Source organism: Mesorhizobium sp. f-mel (assembly GCF_053850215.1).
Map to the genome: position 1 here is coordinate 101,871 of NZ_JBSPTO010000002.1, position 24,102 is coordinate 125,972.

General features: G+C 62.1%; 18 protein-coding genes. 8 read left to right on the top strand and 10 right to left on the bottom strand.

The window, feature by feature from the left end; all coding sequences use genetic code 11:
* Positions 1-21: 21 nt before the first annotated feature.
* Positions 22-2,085, bottom strand: a complete 2,064-nt coding sequence (locus ACWUKX_RS04565) for a prolyl oligopeptidase family serine peptidase (RefSeq protein WP_456004320.1) — start codon at positions 2,083-2,085, stop codon at positions 22-24.
* Positions 2,086-2,239: 154 nt separating this feature from the next.
* Between ACWUKX_RS04565 and ACWUKX_RS04570 the strand changes: the two genes are divergently transcribed.
* The gene (locus tag ACWUKX_RS04570) at positions 2,240-2,797 is read left to right on the top strand and encodes a hypothetical protein (RefSeq protein WP_456004323.1); all 558 of its coding nucleotides are present in this window, start codon (positions 2,240-2,242) and stop codon (positions 2,795-2,797) included.
* On the opposite strand, the gene ACWUKX_RS04575 is transcribed toward ACWUKX_RS04570, so the two are convergent.
* Positions 2,794-3,954, bottom strand: a complete 1,161-nt coding sequence (locus ACWUKX_RS04575; protein ID WP_029351883.1) for an MFS transporter — start codon at positions 3,952-3,954, stop codon at positions 2,794-2,796. The two genes, ACWUKX_RS04570 and ACWUKX_RS04575, sit on opposite strands and share 4 nt — an antisense overlap.
* A 239-nt stretch (positions 3,955-4,193) precedes the next feature.
* Here ACWUKX_RS04575 and ACWUKX_RS04580 point away from each other — a divergent pair, with 239 nt between their 5' ends.
* The 4 genes from ACWUKX_RS04580 (at position 4,194) to ACWUKX_RS04595 (ending at position 11,653) form a co-directional block, all read left to right on the top strand.
* Positions 4,194-5,771 carry a trimethylamine methyltransferase family protein gene (locus ACWUKX_RS04580; RefSeq protein WP_456004325.1) on the top strand — a complete coding sequence of 526 codons (1,578 nt, stop codon included), beginning with the start codon at positions 4,194-4,196 and terminating at the stop codon, positions 5,769-5,771.
* A gap of 178 nt (positions 5,772-5,949) precedes the next feature.
* Positions 5,950-8,523, top strand: coding sequence for a GcvT family protein (locus ACWUKX_RS04585; RefSeq protein WP_456004328.1), 2,574 nt, complete (start codon positions 5,950-5,952; stop codon positions 8,521-8,523).
* A 219-nt stretch (positions 8,524-8,742) separates the two neighbouring features.
* Positions 8,743-10,308 (top strand): ArnT family glycosyltransferase, encoded by a 1,566-nt coding sequence (locus tag ACWUKX_RS04590; RefSeq protein ID WP_456004331.1) that lies wholly within the window; start codon positions 8,743-8,745, stop codon positions 10,306-10,308.
* A 25-nt stretch (positions 10,309-10,333) separates the two neighbouring features.
* On the top strand, positions 10,334-11,653 hold the full coding sequence (locus ACWUKX_RS04595) for a M24 family metallopeptidase (RefSeq protein ID WP_456004894.1): 1,320 nt from the start codon (positions 10,334-10,336) through the stop codon (positions 11,651-11,653).
* A 6-nt stretch (positions 11,654-11,659) separates the two neighbouring features.
* Here the strand turns inward: ACWUKX_RS04595 and ACWUKX_RS04600 are convergent, their stop codons facing one another.
* Together ACWUKX_RS04600 and ACWUKX_RS04605 are read right to left on the bottom strand one after the other, a co-directional pair.
* Entirely contained in the window at positions 11,660-12,460 is an 801-nt protein-coding gene (locus ACWUKX_RS04600; RefSeq protein WP_456004333.1) for a phosphate/phosphite/phosphonate ABC transporter substrate-binding protein, read from the bottom strand.
* Positions 12,461-12,543: 83 nt separating this feature from the next.
* A complete protein-coding gene (locus ACWUKX_RS04605; RefSeq protein WP_456004336.1) occupies positions 12,544-13,545 on the bottom strand; it encodes a fatty acid desaturase in 1,002 nt (333 codons plus the stop codon).
* A gap of 237 nt (positions 13,546-13,782) precedes the next feature.
* Here ACWUKX_RS04605 and ACWUKX_RS04610 point away from each other — a divergent pair, with 237 nt between their 5' ends.
* Both ACWUKX_RS04610 and bmt read left to right on the top strand, forming a co-directional pair.
* Positions 13,783-14,625, top strand: coding sequence for a helix-turn-helix domain-containing protein (locus ACWUKX_RS04610; RefSeq protein ID WP_456004339.1), 843 nt, complete (start codon positions 13,783-13,785; stop codon positions 14,623-14,625).
* Between the two features lie 89 nt (positions 14,626-14,714).
* Positions 14,715-15,731 carry a betaine--homocysteine S-methyltransferase gene (gene bmt / locus ACWUKX_RS04615; protein ID WP_456004342.1) on the top strand — a complete coding sequence of 339 codons (1,017 nt, stop codon included), beginning with the start codon at positions 14,715-14,717 and terminating at the stop codon, positions 15,729-15,731.
* 113 nt (positions 15,732-15,844) lie between these two features.
* Here the strand turns inward: bmt and ACWUKX_RS04620 are convergent, their stop codons facing one another.
* The 6 genes from ACWUKX_RS04620 to ACWUKX_RS04645 form a co-directional block, all read right to left on the bottom strand.
* Positions 15,845-17,890, bottom strand: a complete 2,046-nt coding sequence (locus tag ACWUKX_RS04620; protein WP_456004344.1) for a YfbK domain-containing protein — start codon at positions 17,888-17,890, stop codon at positions 15,845-15,847.
* A 2-nt stretch (positions 17,891-17,892) separates the two neighbouring features.
* The gene (locus ACWUKX_RS04625) at positions 17,893-18,453 is read right to left on the bottom strand and encodes an RNA polymerase sigma factor (protein ID WP_456004347.1); all 561 of its coding nucleotides are present in this window, start codon (positions 18,451-18,453) and stop codon (positions 17,893-17,895) included.
* Between the two features lie 94 nt (positions 18,454-18,547).
* Positions 18,548-19,477 (bottom strand): hypothetical protein, encoded by a 930-nt coding sequence (locus ACWUKX_RS04630; RefSeq protein ID WP_456004350.1) that lies wholly within the window; start codon positions 19,475-19,477, stop codon positions 18,548-18,550.
* Between the two features lie 237 nt (positions 19,478-19,714).
* On the bottom strand, positions 19,715-20,446 hold the full coding sequence (locus tag ACWUKX_RS04635; protein WP_456004353.1) for a dienelactone hydrolase family protein: 732 nt from the start codon (positions 20,444-20,446) through the stop codon (positions 19,715-19,717).
* 105 nt (positions 20,447-20,551) lie between these two features.
* The gene (locus tag ACWUKX_RS04640) at positions 20,552-21,241 is read right to left on the bottom strand and encodes a hypothetical protein (protein WP_456004356.1); all 690 of its coding nucleotides are present in this window, start codon (positions 21,239-21,241) and stop codon (positions 20,552-20,554) included.
* Between the two features lie 89 nt (positions 21,242-21,330).
* Entirely contained in the window at positions 21,331-22,905 is a 1,575-nt protein-coding gene (locus tag ACWUKX_RS04645; RefSeq protein ID WP_236386362.1) for a trimethylamine methyltransferase family protein, read from the bottom strand.
* Between the two features lie 269 nt (positions 22,906-23,174).
* Between ACWUKX_RS04645 and ACWUKX_RS04650 the strand changes: the two genes are divergently transcribed.
* Positions 23,175-23,873 carry a corrinoid protein gene (locus ACWUKX_RS04650; RefSeq protein ID WP_008876431.1) on the top strand — a complete coding sequence of 233 codons (699 nt, stop codon included), beginning with the start codon at positions 23,175-23,177 and terminating at the stop codon, positions 23,871-23,873.
* Positions 23,874-24,102: the final 229 nt, after the last annotated feature.

Genomic DNA, 24,102 nt, shown 5'->3' on the forward strand with positions numbered 1-24,102 from the left:
AGGCGGTCTGATGCGATCAGTTCAAGCCGTTCCGTTCAGCGCCCGTTGCAGGAAGACATACTTCATCGCCGCCTGTGCCGCTTGCGGCCGGCGATCACCGCGCCCGCCATGGCCACCTTCGGTTTCTTCGAAGAATAGTGTCTTGGTGTGGCCGGCAGCCTGCAGCCGCCCGGCCATCTTGCGCGCATGGCCGGGATGAACCCGGTCGTCGGCGGTCGACGTCGTCAGCAGGACCGGCGGATAGGCCGCATCGGTCTCGACATGCTGATAAGGTGAGTAGGCGGCCAGCCACGCGGCCTCTTCCGGCTTCGCCGGATCGCCATATTCGGCCATCCAGGATGCGCCAGGCGGCAGCTCGGTGTAGCGCATCATGTCGAGCAGCGGCACGTCGATGATCACCGCACCGAAAAGCTCCGGATGCTGGGTCAGCGAAACGCCGGTCAGCAGGCCGCCATTCGAGCCGCCCTGGATGCCGAGCGTCGCCGGCGTGGCGATGCCGCGTTTCACCAGGTCTTGCGCGACCGCTATAAAATCGTCGAAGGCATTCTGGCGATTGGCCTTGAGCGCGGCCTGGTGCCAGTTCGGGCCGAACTCGCCGCCGCCGCGAATATTGGCCTGCACGTAGGCATTGCCCTTTTCCAGCCACAGCCGGCCGCGCACGCCGGCATAGCTGGGCGGCAACGGCACTTCGAAGCCGCCATAGCCGTAAAGCAGCGTCGGCACCGGCCCGTTCTGATCACGTCGCCTGACGACGAAGTAAGGGATCATGGTGCCGTCTTTCGAGCGCGCCTCGAACTGTTCCGAGACAAGCGACGACGCATCGAAACGCGCCGGCTGCGATTTCACCGTCATAAGCGTCGCAGCATTGTCGTCCGACCAGATGATCGAGCTCGGCGTCAGGAAGTCGGTGAAGGAGAAGGAGACGCTAGAGCCGAAACGCTCGGCGTGGCTGATGCCGACACTGCCGTTTTTCGGCAGTGCCACCGGCTGCAGCGACCAGCCGCTGTCGCCGCGTTGGCAGGCGACGACCTTGCCGCGCACATTGTCGATCAGGTTGATGAACAGCCGGTCCTGCGTACGGGCGATGCCGGCGATCGAGACACGATCCGCCGGCTCGAGGACGGTATCGACGGGTCCGAGCTCATTGGTCTCGATCCAGCGGGCGAAGTCCAGCGAATAGAGGCCGTCGGGTCGGCATCGCGTGCCGTCCGGCGCCGACCATGGACTGCGCACCCCGAAGACGAGCTGATCCCTGAACAGCATCGTGTCGGTGACGTCGTCCGGCAGCGGGATGCGCCTGTTTTCGCCGGAAGGCAGACGCAGAAAGTTGTGCGAGGCAAAAAAGTCGAGCGTCCGGGTCAGGAACAGATGCCGCTTGTCGCCGTCGAACTCGAGGGAACCGCCGGCGGCGAGATCCTGCTTCTGCGCCTCTAAGATCGGCGTCGCATCCTCCAGCCTGGTGCCGCGCTGCCAAAGCTTAACCACGCGCGGATAACCGGACTTGGTTTTTTCGTCCTCTTCGAAGGCAGCCGAGACGATGACGGTGTCCTTGTCCAGCCAGCTGAAGCCCGACTTCGAAGCAGGAGCACGAAAGCCGCCCTCGACAACGGACTTGGTGTCGATGTCGAATTCGCGCATCTCACTGGCGTCGCCGCCATCCGGCGACAGGCTGAGCAGGCAGCGGCTGAAGTCGGGGTAAAGCCGGCTGGCGCCGCTGAACACCCATTTTACGCCCTCTTTGGCGGACAGACTATCGAAGTCGATGATCGTCTCCCAATCCGGCTTTTCGGTCTTGTAGGAAGCGACCGTCGTGCGCCGCCAGAGGCCGAGCACATTGGTCTTGTCCTGCCAGAAATTATAGACATGGCCGTTGAGTGCAGAGCCGACCGCAATGTTGTCTTCGGCCGTCATCAGGTCGAGTGCGGTTTGGAAGTAGGCCTGGTAGGACGGATCACCCTGCAATTCACCTGTTGTAACCTCGTTCTGACGGTGAACCCAGTCGAGCGCTTCCTTGCCTGTCCTGTCCTCCAGCCAGAGAAAGGGATCTTCGTCCGCCGAATTCGCCTGCGTCTTTGTGTTCGACATCGTCAAATGGTCTCCGATAAACTCATCAAGGCTCGGTGTCGCAAACATCGTCTTGCCACGAGCTATATTCAACTTGGACCGCGCAAAACGAGCCGTTGCGCTGTTGGCCGCTCTAAGATGGGGCCTCCTGCCGCCCGCAGGCAACGAGGGACTCATGCAACATCTGTACATTGCGAAAGAGAAGTTCGGTCCTTTCAGCGGCACTGCGTGGACCATGTACATCAACTGGTCCGGCCTCACCCAATTAAGCGAGGTCGTTTCACTCGATGGAATGCTCGGGCCGGTCGCTCTGGGAGAGATAAAGGACAGCTACTGGCCCCATATTGTGAACGAGGACTACATGCTCGATTTCTTTGTGGACCTGGACTTCCTCCTTTCGGAGTTGGCGGATCCGGGCGACTTGAATGTCCTCAATGTGATCCGAAGACCATCGGTTGACGTGCGTTCACTCGACTGGAACGGATTTACCTTCCTGGGCTACGACTTGTTGGATCAAGACGTCTCCATAAGCGCTTTGACCAACTGCGGAGGATTTCCTGACGTGTTTGCGAACACGGAACTGTCTGACGTTGGATTGATACCCGACTTTGATCGTGCCGTTGAAATTGGAGACCGTCTACGCGGGATGCATCCCTCTGAATACCACGTCAATTGTGATTTATGGGCGATTTCCAGATGGCAAGGAAATGAAGGCACGCCGCAATTGTATTAGACTGCTCGCCCCCGCAATACGGTTGTGACCGCCAGCGCCAGGCAAATGGCGCCAAGCGTGATCGGCAGGCCGTCCGCACCGAGAATATCCATAGCGCCACCCGCCAGCGGCGGCACGGCGATGCCGCCGACGCCCCACATCAGCGAGAAGGCGGCGTTGCCGGCGACCAGTGCCGAGCCGGTGAACCGCTCGCCAAGCTCGATAATCGACATCGTGTAGATGCCGTAGGAGACTGCACCCCAGATAAAGACGCATGGCCAGATCAGCGGCGTCTCGATGAGAACCGGCAACAGCACGCATCCGAGCAGCGTTAGCAATACACAGATAAATCGGACCAGACGCGCCGTCAGCCGTTCCGCCAGCAGGCCGAGCGGCACCTGCATGGCGATATTGCCGGCGATCATCATCGACAGCAGCGCCGACATGCGGGTTTCCTCGATGCTGTAATGCGCTCCGTAGACCGGCAGCAGTGCCAGTACCGCCTGTTCGAAACCAGCGGCCACGACAACCGCCGACAACAGCAGCCATGCCATCGGCATGAACCCCATGACCGAAACCCGGTGCCCGGCCTCATCGACCTTCGGAAGCCGTCGCAGCACCAGCGCCAGGCAGGAGCCGCAAAAAACGAATGCGGCGATGCCGACGAGAAACGGCGGCCAGCCTTCGGTGCCGACGGCAAGCAGGCACAGCGGGCCGGCGGCGAAACCAGCCGAAATGACTGTGGAATAGACCCCCATCACGCGGCCGCGGCGCAACGGCGGCGCCAACGCGATCACCCAGATCTCGCTCAGCACATAGAGTGGATTGGTCACCACGCCGATCAGGAAGCGCAGCGGGAACCATAGATAGACATTTTGCGTCCAGCCGATCAGCGCCAGCATGATCGCGGAAAGAGCTGCGCAGGTGAGCGCCGTGCGCCCCGCCCCGAACCGGCGCGCCAGCGCCGGGATCAGCGGCGACGAGACGATAAAGCCGACCGGCGTCATTGCCGCCGAGAGGCCGATCATGGCCGGCGAGACGCCCTGGCGCTGCAGGATGAAGCTCAACAGCGGATAGCTCAGCCCTTGCGCGATGGCGAACACGGAAACGGTGGCGATCACGCCGGTGATCGCCGCCCACTGCATTGTCTCGCCGCTGTTCTCTTCCGCCAGGTCCATGATCCGCACCAACAGGGAACCTGCACGATTAGCGTTTCAGCAGCGCGCCGGGAAGCACCGGTGACGAAAACCGCTTGCGCCAGCCTGAGGAGATCAAAAGCCCGGTGATCCAGTCGGTTGCCTTCAGCCCGGGAGCTGTCATGTCGCTTCCCTCGTCCTAGTGGTCGTCGCCTCCGCAATGGCGGGACAGCCGGCGGTCCATTATGCCGCCGCACTTATCGCAGCGTACGAGGACTATCATGACCGCCGCCCTTCATCCCGCCGAACCGGCACTGGCAAACGACCGCGCCCGTCGCGGCGGCCGCGCGGGAAAGCGCGCCGGCGGATCAGCGGCGTTCGAGCAGCCGCCGTTCCGCCAACTGAAAATCCCGCTGACGCCGACGAAGCTGGTCTCCGACGACGAGCTGGAATCGATCCACCTCGCCTCGCTGCGCGTGCTGCGGGAAATCGGCGTCGACGTGCTGCACGACGAGGCAAGGCGCATCATGAAGGCGCACGGCGCGGATGTCCGCGAAGGCAGCGAGCGGGTGCGCTTCGACAGCGACATGATCCTCGAGCTGGTTTCCCACTGCCCGTCGGAATTCACCATCCATGCCCGCAATCCGGCGCACAATGTCCGCTTCGGCGGTGACAATCTGATCATCTCGATGATGGCGTCGGCTCCCAATTGTTCCGACATCGATCGCGGCCGCCGGCCGGGCAATCAGCAGGACTACCGCAACTTCCTCAAGCTTGCGCAGATGCACAACATCCTAAACTGCACGGGCGGCTATCCGGTCGAGCCGATCGACATCCATCCGTCCGTCCGGCACCTCGAATGCATCCGCGATCTGAGCGTGCTAACCGACAAGGTGTTCCACATCTATTCGCTCGGCAAGGAGCGCAATGTCGACGGCATCGAGATCACCAGGATCGCGCGCGGCATCAGCGACCAACAGCTTCTCGATGAGCCATCGGTGTTCACCATCATCAACACCAATTCGCCGCTCAAGCTCGACGTGCCGATGATGGAAGGCATCATCCAGATGTCGAGCAAGGGCCAGGTCGTCATCGTGACGCCGTTCACCCTGTCGGGCGCCATGGCGCCGGTGACCATCGCCGGCGCGCTGGTGCAGCAGAATGCCGAAGCGCTGTCCGGCATTGCCTTCGCCCAGATGGTGCGCAAGGGCGCGCCAGTCGGCTATGGCGGTTTCACCTCCAACGTCGACATGAAGTCCGGCGCGCCGGCCTTCGGCACGCCGGAATATATGAAGGCGCAATTGGTCGGCGGCCAGCTCGCCCGCCGCTACAACATCCCTTACCGCACCTCCAACACCTGCGCCGCCAACACGGTCGACGCGCAGGCGGCCTATGAAAGCGTGTTCTCGCTGTGGGGCGCCATCCAGGGCGGCGGCAATCTGATGATGCATGCGGCCGGCTGGCTGGAAGGCGGCCTGCGCTGCTCCTACGAGAAGACCATTCTGGACATCGATCTGCTGCAGATGGTGGCCGAGTTCCTGACCCCGCTCGACCTCTCCGAGGAGGCCCTTGGCTTCGACGCCATCCAGTCCGTCGGTCCGGGCGGCCATTTCTTCGGCACCCAGCATACCCAGGACCGCTACAAGACCGCTTTCTATTCGCCTATCATCTCCGACTGGCGCAATTTCGAGACCTGGGCGGAAGCCGGATCCCCGACGGCTCTCGAAAAGGCCAATCGGGTCTGGAAGGACCGGTTGGCCTCCTATGAAGAGCCGTATATGGACCCGGCTATCCGCGAGGAGCTCAACGCCTTCGTCGACAAACGCCGGTCCGAAGGCGGCGCGCCGACCGATTTTTAAATATCTGTATTGGTTTGATGAACAGTCGACCGCCACTCCGTCGAGCGTCACCCGACACCTCTCCCCCGGTCGACAGGGTAGAGGGAGGGCGTGAGATCATTCCAGCCGGCGCCCTTCTCCGCTTTGTGTTCACCCCCCGCTCACTCGATTCAATCTCTTCAAAAACGGAACTATCTTCATGAAATCTCATACAAAAGCGGTTGTCATCGGCGGCGGCGTCGTCGGCTGCTCGGTGCTCTACCATCTGGCCAAGGCCGGCTGGACCGACATCATGCTGATCGAGCGCTCGGAGCTCACCTCCGGCTCGTCGTGGCATGCGGCGGGCGGCTTTCACACGCTCAACGGCGATCCCAACGTCGCCAAGCTGCAGGCCTATACGGTGCAGCTCTACAAGGAGATCGAAGAACTTTCCGGCCAGTCCTGTTCGCTTCACCTGACCGGCGGCGTGATGATGGCCGACACGCCCGAGCGCATGGACTTCCTGCGCCTTGCCCACGCCAAGGGCCGCTATCTCGGCATGGACACCGAGCTGATCACGCCGTCAGAGGCCAAGGCGATGTTCCCGCTGATGGACGAGACGAATTTCGTCGGCGCCATGTGGGATCCGGTCGAAGGCCATCTCGACCCTTCCGGCACCACCCACGCCTACGCCAAGGCGGCCAGGAAGCTCGGCGCCGAGATCGTGCTGCGCAACCGCGTCGTCGAGCTGACGCAGGAAGTCGACGGCACTTGGAACATCGTCACCGAACAAGGCCCGGTCCAGGCCGAGCATGTCGTCAACTGCGGCGGCCTGTGGGCGCGCGAGATCGGCCGCATGGTCGGTGTCGAGCTGCCGCTGCTGGCCATGGAGCACATGTACCTCTTGACCGAGCCGATGCCGGAGGTCGAGGAATTCAACAGGTCGACCGGCCGCGAGATGATCGGCGTGATGGACTTCAAGGGCGAAATCTACACCCGCCAGGAACGCAACGGCATCCTGCTCGGCACCTATGAAAAGGCCTGCAAGCCGTGGTCTCCGGTCAACACGCCGTGGGATTTCGGCCATGAGCTACTGCAGCCCGACATCGACCGCATCGCGCCGTCGCTCGAGATCGGCTTCAAGCATTTTCCCGGCATCGAGAAGGCCGGTATCAAGCAGATCATCAACGGTCCCTTCACCTTCGCACTGGATGGCAACCCGCTGGTCGGCCCGGTGCAGGGCCTGACCAATTTCTGGTGCGCCTGCGCCGTAATGGCCGGTTTCTCGCAGGGTGGCGGCGTCGGGCTGGCATTGTCGAACTGGATGGTTCATGGCGATCCCGGCTTCGACGTCTGGGGCATGGACGTGGCGCGCTTCGGCGAATGGGCGACGCTGCGCTACACCAATGCCAAGGTGCGCGAAAACTATTCGCGCCGTTTCTCCATCCGCTTTCCCAACGAGGAATTGCCGGCCGCGCGCCCAGCGCAAACGACGCCACTCTACGACACGATGCTGGCCAAAAACGCCGTCATGGGCGATAGCTGGGGCCTCGAAACCCCGCTCTGGTTCGCACCGAAAGGCACGGAGCCGAAGGACATCGTTTCCTTCCATCGCTCCAACGATTTCGGGCCGATCGGCGAGGAAGTGCGTGCGACCCGCGAGAAGGTCGGCGTCACCGAGATCGCCAACTTCGCCAAATACGAAGTCTCCGGGCCGGCAGCCGAGGATTTCCTCAACCGGCTGATGACCAACCGCATGCCGAAGACCGGCCGCATCGTGCTGACCCCAATGCTCAATGAATTTGGCAGGCTGATCGGCGACTTCACCATCGCCAAGGCGGGTGAAGAGCGCTACATGATCTGGAGCTCGTCGGCGGCGCAGAAGTATCATATGCGCTGGTTCGAGAAGCACCTGCCGAAGGATGGTAGCGTCCGCATTCACCGCTTCGACCAGACGCTGGTCGGCTTGTCGATCGCCGGGCCGAAATCACGCGACCTGCTGCAGAAGCTGGTCGATATCGACATCTCGACCAAGGCTTTCCGCTTCATGGACTTCCGCGAGATGGCTGTCGGCGGCGCGCCCTGCATGGTCAATCGCATTACCTATACCGGCGACCTCGGTTACGAGATCTGGATGGCGCCGGCATACCAGCGCCTCGTCTACAAGGCGATCAAGGATGCCGGCGAAGAGTTTGGCCTCGTCGATTTCGGCATGCGCGCCCTGCTCTCGATGCGACTGGAGAAGAATTTCCCGACCTGGTTCCGCGAACTGCGCCCGATCTACGGGCCGTTCGAAGGCGCGATGGACCGCTTCGTCAAGCTGGAGAAGAACGACTTCATCGGACGTGAAGCGGCAGCCAGGGAGCAGGCAGAAGGGCCAAAACTGCGCCGTGTCTCTTTCATCGTCGATGCCGGGGACGCCGATGTCATGGGCGACGAACCGATCTGGGCCAAGGTCGGCGGCAAGGACTACGGCACGGTGGAAAAGCCGCACGGTTATGGTGCTCCGCGTTTCGATACGGACGGCAAGGAAGTGCGCGGCTCCAGGGCCGCGAAAGGCGCTTCGGCCGTGCGCGGCATCGTCGATGGCGACTGGCGCGTGGTCGGCTGGGTCACCTCCGGCGGCTATGCCCATTACGTCCAGAAATCGATGGCGCAAGGCTATGTGCCAGCGGCGTTAGCCGGGGAAGAGAGCGCCGGACTGTTCGAGATCGAAATCCTCGGAAGCCGGCATCCGGCCCGCATCAATGTCGAGCCGCCTTTCGACCCGAGCGGCGAGAAGATGCGGACCTAGAGCACCGCACCCAAAGGCCTGCCCTCCGGCCCGACCCGGGGTGCGACCGATTTGGAGAAGTCCGATGCTTAACCAAAAAGCTAGAGCGGCGGTACGATTCGACTTGAAGCCCGCCGCCCCGGAAGCGATCAGGGCTGCCACATTGTGCGGGGCACGGTCTTCGTGCTAGCGGAGCCGGCGGCAACTGGCACGGGCGATGAGAACTCGTTGAAGTATTCGATGAAATGGGACGAATGGCTTGCCGAGAGCAGGATCGGCCCCTTCCCGGCGGCGATCGTCATGGTCGCCGCTTATTTGGCCTTGCAAACCGTCATATTGTCCATTCTGGCCACTTGGGCAGGAACTGGCGTCGGCGTCGATGACGCGGAGCAACTGATTTATCTTCCATATCTTTGGGCTGGATATGGCGGCTCGCAACCGCCTCTCTATACATGGATCAACTGGCTGGCCGCGCAAATTTTCGGCACCAATATTTTCACGCTGAAGCTCGTCAAATACTCCGTGCTGTTCCTCGCCGCCTGCAGTGTGTTCGCCGCCATGCAGCGGTTCGGCTACACGAAAGCGACGGCAGCGGCGGCCATGCTCGGACTTTTCACAATCCCGCAAATCGCCTGGGAATCGCAGCGGGCCTTGTCGCATTCGGTCGCCGTTGTCGGCTTTTGCGCACTGCTCCTGCTCGCGATGGCTAATCTGATCGAGCGGCGAAGCGTGATCGCCTATGCGGTGTTTGGCTTGGCAACGGCTGCGGCAATTCTTGCCAAATACAACGACGTATTCCTGGTGTTAGCCCTTGTTGCGGCGGTGTTGTCGCTGCGCGAGTTGCGCGGCGCGATCCTCGATCCGAAATTCGCAATCAGCGTTGCCGTCGCGATATTGGTGCTGGCGCCAACCACATATTGGAGCCTCATGCATCCTGCCGATTTGCTGGCGAGAGGCGAGAAGTTCGGAATAGACCTACAGCAGCCGCGCATGACGGCCGCGGCCACCGGCGCCGGCAAGTTTATCATGGGGACCTTCAATTTCGCTGTCTTGCCGGTGTTCGTTTCCGCGCTGGCTTTCGCACTGACGGGGTTTCGTTTCTCCGAGCGTCACCCCAAAGCTCCGGCCAGGGAAGTTCTCTTGTGGCGTACCTTGGCGCTCGGCTTGGCCATGCTGGCGACACTTGTGCTGGCCACCGGCGTGACCGAGGTCAAGGCCCGTTGGCTGGTGCCGGTCCTGATCATCTTGCCGCTGGCGATGGCCGCCTATATGGAACGGCTTTCACCACGCGGCAGGGACGCCCAGCTCCTGGTGATCGCGGCCGGAGCGGTCATTGCCGTTCTGCTCGCGCCCGCCACTTGGTACTTCCAGATAAACGGGACCAGTGGTCTCTCGCGGATGATCCGGGTGGATTACCCGGCCCTCTATCGCCAGCTGACTGCCGACGGGCCGGTTAAAACCGCAATATCCGACGGCGCATGGGTCGGAAATCTGCGGTTGGTCGACGAAAAATTGGTCGCGCTTGACCAGGAAGTGCCGAATTTCGACAGGCTGGTGCAAGAGCCGGCTGTACTCGTCTGGCTCGACCGCGACGATCCGCGGCCGGTCATTTTGGAGCAGCTCAAAAAAGCCGGCTATGAGCCGGACGGCCAACCAAGGCGAATCATGGTTCCGCTATTGCCTAGCACGGACAAGCCTGCCCGGCCCGGCGCCTACATAAGATTGAAGAAAACGGCTGCGGAAAAAGCCACAGCGCCCGACGAAGGCGTTAGCAAAGGAGCCGAGGGTGGACAGGAACCCGACTGATCGACCTCCTCGTCATCGCAAGATCATGCCGTTCGAGCCGGACGAAGCGGGCTCCCCCGATGTGTTGCGCCTGAAGTCGCGGCAGAAGGCCGCTGAGCTCAACCAGCATGTGCTTGGCTATGGCGCACTGGCGGAAGCCGAGTGGCACGCCGCCGGCATTGCTGCCCCCAACCTGCCTGCCATGCGTCAATACCGGCTCGACCGCATCCGCGCCGAGCTGAAGCGCCGCGACTATGCAGGAGCCCTGCTCTACGATCCTATTAACATCCGCTATGCGACCGACTCGACCAACATGCAGCTCTGGGTCGCGCACAACCCGACAAGGCATTGTTTCGTTGCCACCGAAGGCCCGGTGGTGCTGTTCGACTATTTTTCGTGCGAGCACCTTTCCGACCACTCCGGCGTGGTCGACGAGGTGCGGCCGGCAGTGTCGTGGATGTATCTCTACAGCGGCGAGTTGACCGAGCAAAAGGTCCGCCGCTGGGCTGCCGGCATCGCCGATCTGGTGAAAGAGCATGGCGGCGGTATCAGTCGTATCGCCGTCGATCACATCAATACCGAAGGCGTCGAAGAGCTCGCCCGCCTCGGCATCTCGATCGGCAATGGCGAGGCGCTGATGGAAAACGCTCGTCTGATCAAATCGCCCGACGAAATCCTGGCCATGCACCGGTCGATCGTCGCTTGCGAGGCGGCGATGGGCGAGATGGAAGCAGCCTTGCGGCCAGGCATTTCCGAAAACGAATTGTGGGCCGAACTCCACCGCGGCAACATTGCGCGTGGTGGGGAATGGGTCGAAACCCGGCTTTTGACGTCAGGCCCGCGCACCAATCCATGGTTCCAGGAATGCTCGTCGAGAACGATCGAAGCCGGCGATCTCGTCGCTTTCGATACCGACCTGATCGGCCCTTATGGTTTCTGCGCCGACCTGTCGCGCACCTGGCTCTGCGGCGACACCGAGCCGTCCAACGAACAACGCGACCTGTTTCGCATCGCCGCCGACCAGATCGCCCACAACACCAGCCTGATGCAGCCGGGCATATCCTTCCGCGACCTTGTCGAACGCTCGGCGGTGCCGCCCGGAGATTGTTTCCCGACGCGCTACGGCGTGCTCTATCACGGCGTCGGCCTGGCCGACGAATACCCGACGCTGCCGCATGCGATCGACTGGACTGAAGACACGCCCGACGGCGTGCTTGTGTCAGGCATGGTGCTTTGCGTCGAGAGCTATATCGGCCGGCTTGGCGGTCACGAGGGTGTCAAGATCGAGGAACAGATCCTGATCACCGAAACCGGCAACGAGCAGCTTTCGAACTATCCGCTCGACGAGCGGCTGCTCGGCGGCTGATTGTTTTTATGCGAGCGCCGCGACAGCCTCGCGCAACGCCACCACGATTTTCTCCGGTGTCGATCTGGCGGTGATGAACGGCAGGCCCTTGCGTCGCCTTGTCCAGCCGACCACCGCCACCGCTTCCGCTGCAGGCTCGAAGCGCTGCGCCAGCGCCCAGCTCAGGCAATCGATGGCGGCGACATCGGCCCTGCCCTCGGCAATTGCGACGATCGAGGCACGGTGGCCACCGCTTTCGCTGCGCTCAGAGAAGATGTCGAGGCTTTCGCCCAGCGCCTCCAGGTCACGCGTCAGCCCGACGATGCCCGACATGGAATCGAGGCTGTTGAAGGTAAAGTGCTTGCCGCGCAGGATATCGAGCGGGATGAGAGGGCTGCCGTCGGCCGGTGAGCCAACCGATGGCGCTTCACCTGCCGGCATCACGATGGCGCTCGAATAGAGTTCGCCCTGCCCGCCTTCGAAAGCATCGTAGCTCGGCTGGCCGATCACCTGGACATGCTCCGACAGGCCGGTCTCCATCGGGCCCCAGCAGGTCTGTGCGAACAGCAGCGCCGGATGCAGCCAGAGGCCATGAAAATCCAGTTCGCCCGGCGGCAGCGTCGCCGGATCGGGCGCGATGACCTTTCCGGCGGCGTCGCGGATGCCGCCTTCCACAGGCCGTAGATCGGCATTGAAGCGAGCGATGGTCTGCGGCGCGTCGATGCCTTTTTGCCGGAAGGCATCACGCAGCCGCGCCCATTGGGCATCGACCTCGCTCCCCATTTCGGGCCAGTCGTACATCGGCAAGGCGGCAACGAAATCGCTCATGCCGGGATTTTGATCGTTACGCTGAGAAACTGACGAGACCATTGACGCGCACCTGGGCATCGCCGCCGGCGATGCCACAAAATTCATTCCTTCGGCGGCTCGGCGGGCACCGGCGCACTGCCAAGCCCATTGAGGCTGCGCGCTCTGACGCGCGGCTTGAACGCCCGGCCCGGTTCCGGCGTGCGCCGCAGCACCGGGTGGACGATCGGCTCCTTCGCCTTGAATGCATAAGCCTTGAGAAGCGCCAAATAGTTCGGATAAGCGTAGCCATTGTTCATCCGCAGCCACTCGTCACGGCGCTCGCGAAACAGCTTCGGCAGCCGGTACCAAGCCACCGTCGGGCTCTTGTGATGGACGAAATGCAGATTGTTGTTGAGGAACAGGAACGACAGCGGCGAACGCTCGACGATCACCGTGCGGCCTTCCGGATGCTCCGACCATTGGTGCTCTGCGAAGGTGCGGATCGAGATCAGCGATTGGCCCAGCCACACCGGAACCAGGATGTAGAGCCATAGCGGGATGGCGAAGCCGAACTGCACGACCGGCAGCACCACGGCGAGGCCGACGGCGTGCAGCAGCCATGCCTTTCGGATCATCTTGTCGCCGGCGAGCACCTGCTTGGCATCGTCGATGAAGAAGCCGATGCACGACAGCCATGGGCCGAGAATGAGACGGCCGATCATGGTGTTGTTGATCTTCAGCAGGAACTTCATCGCCGGCGGCAATTCGTCATGGTGCCACAGCGCCTTGTAGTAGCTTTCAGGATCGTCAAGCGGATCGGTCAGCCGTTCGTCGGCATGATGGCGCAGATGAATGGTCTTGAACCGACGGAACGGCCAGACGAGACCGATCGGCAGGAAGACGAAAGCTTCGTTGAGCTGCGCATTGCGAGTCGGATGGCCGTGCAGGACTTCGTGCGCCAGCGAGGATTGCAGCGCGGCCATCAAGGCCAGAACGACGAGCGCCAGCAGCGGATAGGACGGCCACAGGAATAGGCCGGCTGCAAGCCAGGTGCCGTAACAGAAAAACGCGAGAACCACGGTCGGCCATTCGATGGCCGGTGCATTGCGTCGTCTGTTATTCATGCTCGTCATGGATCGACCACTGCCCTTCCAGTCGCCGGAATCGTTTTGATTCCTGACAGCATTCTGTCAGGAGCATCGAGATGCTGCAACGCGACAAGGCGCACAAAATGTTGCGATTGCGCATTTTCAGCCGCAGGTGTTATATATTGTAAACGAATTGGAGGATTCATTTACGCCTAAACTGCCACTTTAACGGATTCGGCGGATTTTTTTCCTCCCAACGGCCGGAATGACGATATGGACAAACGTGACCTATCGACGATCTTCCGGGAGCGCCTGAAAATGCTCCTGACACGATCCGACTTGAACCAGTCCGCTTTCGCGACGGCGGTGGGCATCGATCGTTCGGCGCTTTCGCAGCTGCTGTCCGGCGCCTCGACACGCCTTCCCCGCGCCGAAACGCTGCTCAACATTGCCGCCGAATTCAAAGTGTCGCTCGACTGGCTGCTCGGCCTCAGCCAGGACGAAGGCGTCACCGGTGAAATCCGCGAGAGCCTGGAGATCGAGGAAGCGCCCGACGGTTTCGACCGCACGCTGCTGGCCAGATGGCATGCCGAGGCCGCCGGTACGAAAATCCGTTACGTGCCGGCCGGCATTCCCGACCTTCTGCGCACCGAGGCGCTCGTCGAATACGAGGCTGGTATCGCCAACAAGAGCCGCGAGGCCCAGGCCGGTGAGACGCAGTACCGCATCGACTACAATCGGCGGCCGGAAACCGACATGGAAGTCTGCATGCCGCGCCACACGCTGGAGATCTTTGCGCGCGGACTGGGCGTCTGGGACCGTTTTCCTGAGGCCGACCGCCACCAGCAGCTTCTTCACATGGCGACGCTGCTCGACGACCTTTATCCCACCTTCCGCCTGTTTTTCTATGACGGACGGATGCGCTACTCGATTCCCTACACCATATTCGGGCCCTATCGTGCCGCCATCTATGTCGGCGACATGTATCTGGTGCTGAACGCGACCCAGCCAGTCCGCACGCTGACCAGCCATTTCGACAATCTGATCCGCGCCGCCGACATCAACGCGCATGAGGCGGCCAGCTTCACGCAAAGGCTGGCGGAGATGCGATTTTGACGGCTTGTCTATCGCGCCGACATTGACGCCATATAAAGATTTCTTTATATCCTTATCTCAACAAAGAATCCCCGGAAGGCGTATTTCCAATGACCAATCCAATTGACGCGCTGCTTGCTGAGAAGGGCGTTCTGCTTGCCGATGGCGCCACCGGCACCAATCTGTTCGCCATGGGGCTAGAGGCCGGCGAGGCTCCAGAGTTGCTGAACGAGACGGCGCCGGACACCATCACCAGTCTGCATCAGAACTTCGTCGATGCTGGCGCTGACATCATCCTGACCAACTCCTTCGGCGGCACCCGCCACCGGCTGAAGCTGCACCATGCGCAAGGCCGCGTGCATGCGCTGAACAAGCGCGCCGCCGAGATCGCCCGCGCTGTCGCCGATAGAGCCGGCCGCAAGGTCATCGTGGCGGGCTCGGTCGGCCCGACCGGCGAGTTGCTGGTGCCGCTCGGCGCGATGACCTATGACGAGGCGGTCGAGGCCTTTGCCGAACAGATCGAGGGCCTGAAAGCCGGCGGCGCCGAAGTCGCCTGGATCGAGACCATGTCGGCGCCGGACGAAATCCGCGCCGCAGCCGAAGCCGCGATCCGCGTCGGCTTGCCCTATACCTACACCGGCTCCTTCGACACCGCCGGCCGCACCATGATGGGGCTGTTGCCGAAGGACATCCACGGCGTCGCCGATGGCTTGTCGCAGGCTCCGCTCGGTGTCGGCGCCAACTGCGGCGTCGGCGCCTCCGACATCCTCGCTTCGCTGCTCGACATGACCGAGGCGAAGCCGGAGGCCACGGTGATCGTCAAGGGCAATTGCGGCATTCCGGAATTTCGCGGCGCCGAGATCCATTATTCCGGCACGCCCGAGCTGATGGCCGACTATGTCAGGCTGGCCGTCGATGCCGGCGCAAAGATCGTCGGCGGTTGCTGCGGCACCTCGTTCGCCCACCTCGCCGCAATGCGCAAGGCGCTCGATGCGCATACCCGGTCGGATCGCCCGAGCATCGAAAAAATCGTCGAGCGCATTGGCCCGATGCGCAACAAGCAGGCCACAGTCAACACCGTCGAGACCAGCGAAGCCCGCCGCGAGCGCCGGCGCAGCCGCGCCTGACAAATGTTGAAAAAGGCCGGTAAGGTTTCCCTGCCGGCCTGCCTCACCCGCCCGTGGGTCGGTTTCCACTATCCGAACGATCCCATCTGACGAAAATCGGACGGTCATCACCATTACCGGTTACCGCCAAGCGCCGAGGCAAGGCGCACCAGCGAGAGGAACTCGGACCGGTACCCAAACGGGTCGGCTCCCCGGGCGGCAGTGGCAATCTCCATGATCTTGTCATAGCCGAACTTCGCGGTCGCATCCTCGTCGCGCAGCTTCTGGCCGAAGGCAGCGACGGCAATGGAGAACCGCTGGTCGGTGCTGGCCTGGTCGAAATCAGCCACTTCGTTGGCTGATGTCACCGGCGTGGTGATCAGCTTCGAGGCATCCTCGTTCGGCAGCTTGTAGCGGATTTTCACGAAGGCATATTCGTCGGCGTTGGCGACGCCGCCATTGTTCACCGAAGCCTGGCCGTAGCGCAACTGATCGATCTGCTCGCCGCCGCTGCCCTTCGGCGTGATCTCGTAGATCGCGGTGACCGAATGGCCGGAGCCGATCTCGCCGGCATCGACGCGGTCGTTGTTGAAATCCTCGCGATTCAAGGCCCGGGTCTCGTAGCCGATCAGCCGGTATTCCGAGACCTTGTTCGGATTGAACTCGACCTGGATCTTCACGTCCTTGGCGATGGTGAACAATGTCGAGGACGCATCCTCGACCAGCACCTTCTCGGCCTCGGCCAAAGTGTCGATATAGGCGGCGGTGCCGTTGCCGTTCTGGGCGATGGTCTGCATCATTTGATCGTTCAAATTGCCGCGACCGAAACCGAACACCGACAGAAACACCCCGATCTTGCGCTCTTTTTCGATCAACCGCTTCAGATCGTCGTCGTCGGTCTGGCCGACATTGAAATCGCCGTCCGTGGCCAGCATTACGCGATTGATCCCGTCGTTGCCGAAGGATTTCTGCGCCAGCCGATAGGCTTCCTTGATGCCCGCCTCGCCGGCCGTGCTGCCGCCGGGCGTCAAAGTGTCGATGGCATTGAGGATCTTGTCTTTCTCCAAAACTTTCGTCGGCTCGAGGACGGTGCCGGCATCACCGGCATAAGTGACGATCGAAACCGTGTCGTCGGGCCTCAGCCTGTTGACCAGAAGCCGGAAGGCCGATTGCAAGAGCGGCAGCTTGTCCTGCTCGTTCATCGAGCCCGACACGTCGATCAGAAACACCAGATTGGCTTTGGGCTGCTCGGCCGGCTTGGCGTCGAAACCCTTGATAGCGACATGCATCAGCCTGGTGTGCTCGTTCCACGGCGTCGGCATGACGCTGACGGTCGAGTTGAACGGGGTCGAGGCAGAGTCCGGTCCTTTCCAGTCATAGGGGAAGTAGTTGATCATCTCCTCGACGCGGACGGTGTCGGCTCGCGGCACAATACCTTCCCTGAGCGAACGCCGCACGAAGGAATAGGAAGCGGTGTCGACATCGATCGAAAAGGTCGAGACCGGGTCTTCGAGCGCGGCACGCACCGGATTGGTCCTAAAATCCTCGACGCGGTCGCGATTTTGCTCCGGCAACGGCATCTGGTCGGCCGGCATAGGCGGTTGTACCATCAGTTTGGACTCGGCTGTTGTGCCGGCCATACCCTTGACCGCTGCGGCGCTTGCGCCGCCGTCCTGTGCGAACTCGCCGCTCGGCGCCGGCGGAGGCGCATTGCTGGTCAGCGCACCTTGCCTTGTCAGGCCGCCGGCGGCAGCCGACTCTGGCTTCGGCGGCGATGCCGGCGCAAGCGCCTCGGCTGCGTCGCGGCTTTCGGCGTCGGCATCGGCTTTCTTCCTAGCCACTGGTTTGTCGGCCAGCGTTTCGGTGATCTTCTCGTCGCCACCGGAATGGAATGGCTGCTCCTGCAGCATGTAGATGGTGGCGTATCCGGCTATCGGTAGGGCGACGAGCGCGGCAATGGCCGGAGTGGCGAAGAGTTTCTTTTGCATGATTTCGCTCCAGAGCTTTTGTGCTCGCTCTGTGAGACGAAGCCCTTTCGCCGATCCTTGGGCGGCAGGTGAAGTTTTTTCGTCCAGGTCGTAAGCCCGCATGGCGGCCTCTAAGGCACGCGCCTTCGCGTCGGTACCCGGTGCCGGTGCTGCGATGTCGCGCAGTCTGTTGAGTTCGTTGTCGTCGACCATGATCACACTTCCCCGGCCGAACGCATGAGCGTCTTCAACCGTTTCTTCGCTTCATGGATGTGCCAGGAAACCGTCGTCTCCGTGATGCCTATCGCCTCGGCGGCGGCTGCGTGGCTGAGCCCTTCGCCATAGACGAGCAGCACCGCGTCGCGCTGCTTGTCCGGCAGCATCCGCACCGCTGCCCAAAGCGCCTCGGCCGGATCTTCGGGCTCGGCCGGGGCTTCTCCCGTGATCAGCTCGTAAGCTCCGTAGGCTTCGATCTTGATCGTCTCGCGGACCGTCTTGCGCATCACGTCGCGTGCCGCATTCAGCGTCATGGTGTAGAGCCAGGTGGTGAAGGCGCCGCTGCCATGATATTCGCGGATCGCCCGGCCGAGCCGGACGCAGACTTCCTGGGCGATATCCTCGGCGTCGGCCTTCTTCCCGCACCAGCGATATGCGGCGCGATAGACGAAATCATAGTGCCTTTCGAGCAATTTGCCGAAAGCCCGCCTGTCTCCGCCCTTCGCCCGCCCGATCAACTCGGCGTCGGAGGCTTCGCTTTCATCCAGCATCATCGCCATCATTTGCCTGTTGGACGAAGGCTAGTGGCGATTCCTTGGGGTGGTGGAAAGAAAAGGACAAACCGCCTTCGAGACCACCAACCATGGGTGCTCCTCACTCTCCGGGACAGACCAGGCGCACGGTGACCGTGTGCTTGCCGCTGACCGACATGCCGCCCTGTGTCACGATCTTGGCAAACGGCATCGTGCTGACATCTTGCGAGATGTCCGCCTCGCTCGCAAAGCGTTCTGCTGCAAACACCTCGCCGCTGCCGACTTCGCCTTGAGGACGCATCGACATGCCGTAGCCGCCCATGCAGCGAAGCTTTACGTCGCCGGGCCTGCCTTTCGACTTGCTCTTGAGGCTCATAACAAAGCCATCCGTATCCAGAGCCATATCGATGTCGTCGTTGAGTTGCCCGCTCGATTTGCACGTCATGCCGCCAATCTTCGCGTTCTTGATCTTGCCGGATTGTTTGCCCTTTCCGTTCACCGTCCAACTGTCCGACCCGGGCGAGCTCTTGCCCTCCATCTCGATCGACGGCATCACAAAGGAATAGGTGACATCGAACTGTGGACCCTTGATGCGGGGTTCCATCTTCGCTGCCACGGTGATTGTCCCCTCATCCACGATGCGCTTGAGCTGCGCCCGCATGGCGTTGGCCTGCTCCCGATAGCGTTCGGCTTCTTCGGCGGCGATCTGGCTGGGCAACCTGTCCCAATAGACCGCAGCGGTTTCCCTTGCGCATCTCTCCCTGTGCGCGGCCTCGTGAGCCAACGTGATGTCCGCGATTTCCTTGCACTGCGAGCCGGCGCGCAGTGCCTCTAGATCGGCCGGCTTCTGCTCGCAGCTGCCAAACTTCATGTCCACCGTCAAAGGACCCGAGTAGCCGTAGGCCGGGTTGTGAGGAAGCTTGAACGTGCGCATGACGTCGGCGCGCGCCCTGGACGATCGGTCTTGGATGTTAACGTCTGAATCGGGATGGATCGGGTTCTTGTGCGCCTCGATCAGCGGATCCTCGACCGCCTTGAGCTTCGCCGCCATATCGGCGAAGAACATCGCCTCATACTCGGCGTTCTTCAGTTCTTCCTGAACGCTGCGCAGGTTGCGGCAGGAACATTTTGCTTGATCGGCAAAGGCTGGCTGGACCATCGCACTGGTCAACAGGCAAAGGCCTAGAATCTTGCTCCTGAGAGAAACCCGCATCATGCCCCCTGATCAAACGACTGCCGCCGGTATTCAGGAGCTATGTTTCGAGACTATGTCGCCGGCCCCGACGAGCTAGCCCAACGTTTCACTGAACAGCGTCGCCAATCGCTTCGAGTGGCGCTCGGCGCCCGTTGCGTCGAAGGCGCTGTGGTCCGGCACGCACCAGCCATGCGCCATGCCGGCATAGTTCTCGATGACATGGTCGACTTCAGCCGTGCGCAGCGCTTCGACCAGCCGTGCCGACTGCTCCGGCGGAAAACTTCTGTCAACACCCGCCGTGCCGACATAGACCCGCGCCTTGATCGACGTAGCGTTTCGGTGCGGGCTGTCGGCGGCATCGCTCGCCAGATTGCCGCCATGGAGACTAGCCGCGGCAACGATCCGGCCGGGATAGGTCGCGGCGGCGTTCAGCGCCCGCGCTCCGCCCATGCAATAGCCGACGGTGCCGACCGGTCCGGTAACGCCTTCGGCATCGAGCGCATCGAGGAAAGCGCCGCTGTCGCGGATGGTCATGTCCTGTGTCGTGCCGCTGAGGAGACCCGTGATGACGGCTTTGCGCTTCTCGTCGCTGAAGGCGGTCTTGGCCTCGAAAGGGCCGTAGGGCGCGTTGCGGTAGAAAAGGTCCGGGACCAATACCGCGTAATTATCGCCTGCAAGCCGTTCCGCCATCTGGTCGAGCGCCGGCCGCGGGCCAAAAGCGTCCATATAGAGGATGATTGCGGCCTTGGCCGAGGCCGCCGAGCGGAACAGCCCGGCTTTTGCCAAGCCGTCGCTGGTCTTGATCTGAATGTCCCGCTTCGCCATCACCCACTCCCTTCTGATTGTCGCGCGATCAATATCCACGCAGGCCAACAGGGCAAGTCGCAATGAGGCAACCTCTTTCAAGATCGCGTGCGGCATTCGGCGACGCTACCGACCCGCGACCGCCGCCATATGAAAGGCCTGAACCTGTGGCGGATAGCGGTAGTCGGCACCATAGGGACAGGCGTTGCGGTCGAGACAGCCGCCGGTGCGGCAAGGCGCGCCGCTTTGCCCACGCACATGCGCCAGACAAGTTTCATACGCGAAACCATCCGCAGAATACGCGCTGACGGGACAGGATTTCAGGCAAGGTTTGTCGACACATGTGTCGCAAAGGTGAATCACGCCGCGGGGTTCGTGAAGCGCTATTTCGACCTCGAACAGCAGCGCGCCGCGATAGGCGTGCCAGAGTCCGTATTGCGGATGCATGAGGATGCCGAGCGGCGACGGCCGCAACCCCTCCGACCGCATCGCCCATTGCTGGAACGGCAGATACGGTCTGTCGGACGGAGACACGGCACGCGCGCCGAAGTCGTTCGCCACCCCGCCGATCACTTCGCGAGACCATGTATCGAGCGGATTGGCGACGGCCTGTGATTGGGTTTCTTTCCAGCGCAGGAAATGCGGCCATGGCGCGGCGCCCGCCTGCCCCACCAGCAGCACGGATCTGGCGGCACCGCCAGAGAGACCGGAAGGGGTCTCCTCGCCGCCTGCAAAATTGAAACCGCCGCGCAAGGTGAGACCGTGAGCGGAAAGCGCTGCCGCGATGGTTTCGATCATGCTGCGCGCGAGGATCATCCCTTCCTGTCCGGGTCGGAGAAGGCGCTCCGCCAGACTTCCTTATGGATGATGTTGGCGACTTTAGCCCCGCCTGACTCGGGCTCCTTTCAGGTGAAGGCGTCAGCCATCGACGCTTTCTTCCTGGCGATGAACTCCTTCAGCCCATCGTCGATACCCTGATCGAGATGCGGCGCCTCGTAGCTTTCCAGCCAGCGGCGGGCGAGTTCGTTGGCGCGCTGCGGTGCGGTTTTTTCGCCCTCGGCCAGCCACTGCTCGTAAGAATTGTTGTCGGCGATGTTGGAACGGTAGAAGGCGGTCTGGAAATTGGCCTGGGTGTGGTCACAGCCGAGATAGTGGCTGCCCGGGCCGACCTGGCGGATGGCGTCCATCGCCTGGCCGTTCTCCGACAGGTCGACGCCTTCGGAGAATTTCTGCGTCATGCCGAGCTGGTCGATGTCCATCATGAATTTTTCGTAGCAGGAGGCGAGTCCGCCTTCGAGCCAGCCGGCCGAATGCAGCACGAAATTGGTGCCGGCGAGAATCGTTGAGTTCAGCGTGTTGGCGCTCTCATAGGCCGCCTGCGCGTCCGGTATCTTCGAAGCGCAGAGCGAGCCGCCGGTGCGGAACGGCAGGCCGAGCCGGCGGGCGAGCTGCGCCGCGCCATAGGAAACCAGCGACGGCTCCGGCGTGCCGAAGGTCGGCGCGCCCGACTGCATCGAAATCGACGAGGCGAAGGTGCCGAACAGCACCGGCGCGCCCGGCCGGATCAGCTGCGTGAACGACGCGCCGGCCAGTACTTCGGCCAGAACCTGGGTCAGCGTGCCGGCGACCGTCACCGGGCTCATTGCGCCGGCGAGAATGAACGGCGTGACGATGCAGGCCTGGTTGTGACGCGAATAGACTTTCAGCGCACCCAGCATGGTCTCGTCGAACACCATCGGCGAATTGGCGTTGATCAGGCTGGTTAGCACCGTGTTGTTTTCGACGAAATCGTCGCCGAACACGATCTTGGCCATCGCCACCGTGTCTTCGGCGCGCTCGGGCGCGGTGACCGAGCCCATAAACGGCTTGTCCGAATATTTGATGTGGCTGTAGATCATGTCCAGATGGCGCTTGTTGACCGGCACGTCGACTGGCTCGCACACCGTGCCGCCCGAATGATGGATCGACGGCGCCATATAGGCGAGCTTCACGAAATTCCGGAAATCCTCGATCGTCGCATAGCGCCTGACGCCATCGAGGTCGCGCACGAAGGGCGGGCCGTAGACCGGCGCGAAGACGGTGGCGTTGCCACCGATCTGCACCGAACGTTCGGCATTGCGGGCATGCTGGGTATAGACGGATGGCGCGGTTTTCAAAAGTGAGCGGCAGAGCCCCTTCGGGAAATGCACGCGCTCGCCCTTGACGTCGGCACCGGCCTCTTTCCACAGCTGCAGCGCCTCGGCGTCGTCGCGAAAGATGATGCCGATCTCTTCGAGCACCGTGTCGGTGTTCTTCTCGATCAGCGCCAGCCCTTCCTCGTCCAGCACCTCATAAACGTTGATCTTGCGCTTGATGTAGGTGAGCTGGGTGCCGGGGCCGCCACCCGAGCGCGCTGCCCGGCGGGCAGCGGCACCACCGCTGGCGGCGCGTCCGCGCCGCGCGTTTGACGCTTCCTGGTCGACCGGCGCGTTCTCACTCATGATCGTCCTTCCCTGACTTTGTTCTGGCCTGATTCTTACGGCCGCATATCGCGGCTTCTGGCCGGATCGTAGCCATGCACCCTATTCGAAACGGCCCGCCAGCGCCAACGCCTGTCGCAAAATCGACAAGAATTCCAATAGATTTGCAGTCGCTTTCCTTTTGCGGGAAGTCGCAAATCAGCTATGGACGCAAGCCTGTAGCGGGTTAGGTATTGACGTGATATTGGGGCCCCGCAACTGTATCCGTGCGGCAAGGAGCTGGATTAAAAATGGCCGACGACGAGATCATCCTTTCCGAGCTTTCCGACGACGAGCTCGTGCAGCAGATGCACGACGACCTTTATGACGGACTGAAGGAAGAAATCGAGGAAGGGACGCAAATCCTGCTCGAGCGCGGCTGGGCGCCCTACAAGGTGCTGACCGAGGCGCTGGTCGAGGGCATGCGCATCGTCGGCGAGGATTTTCGCGACGGCATCCTGTTCGTGCCGGAAGTGCTGTTGTCCGCCAATGCAATGAAGGCGGGCATGTTCATCCTGCGTCCGCTGCTCGCCGCCACCGGCGCACCGAAGCAGGGCAAGATGGTGATCGGCACCGTCAAGGGCGACATCCACGACATCGGCAAGAACCTCGTCGGCATGATGATGGAAGGCGCCGGCTTCGACGTCATCGACCTCGGCATCAACAATGCGGTGGAAAAATATCTCGACGCCATCGAACAGCACCAGCCTGACATCATCGGCATGTCGGCGCTGCTGACGACGACCATGCCCTATATGAAGGTCGTCATCGACACGATGAAGGAAAAGGGCATCCGCGACGACTATGTCGTGCTGGTCGGCGGCGCGCCACTCAACGAGGAATTCGGCAAAGCCGTCGGCGCCGACGCGTATTGCCGCGACGCGGCCGTGGCGGTCGAGACCGCCAAGGACTTCATGAAGCGCAAGCACAACGTCCGCGCGTCGGCCTGAGCTTTTTAGCCAATTTCCCGAGGGACTGGCGCGGTGCCCTCGGCGCCTTTGTCCCATTGACCTCGGCGGCAAGCTCGCCACTGGATTCTCGATCGGCATAGGCATTGCCGTCGGCATGGCGCCGGCCGGCTAGCCATTGGACGCACGGTACTTCCACGATCACGCCATGCCCACGGTCCCAACCTCTGTCAGCTAATTCGTGCGGCAGACCCCAACGCCGCCTGGCCGG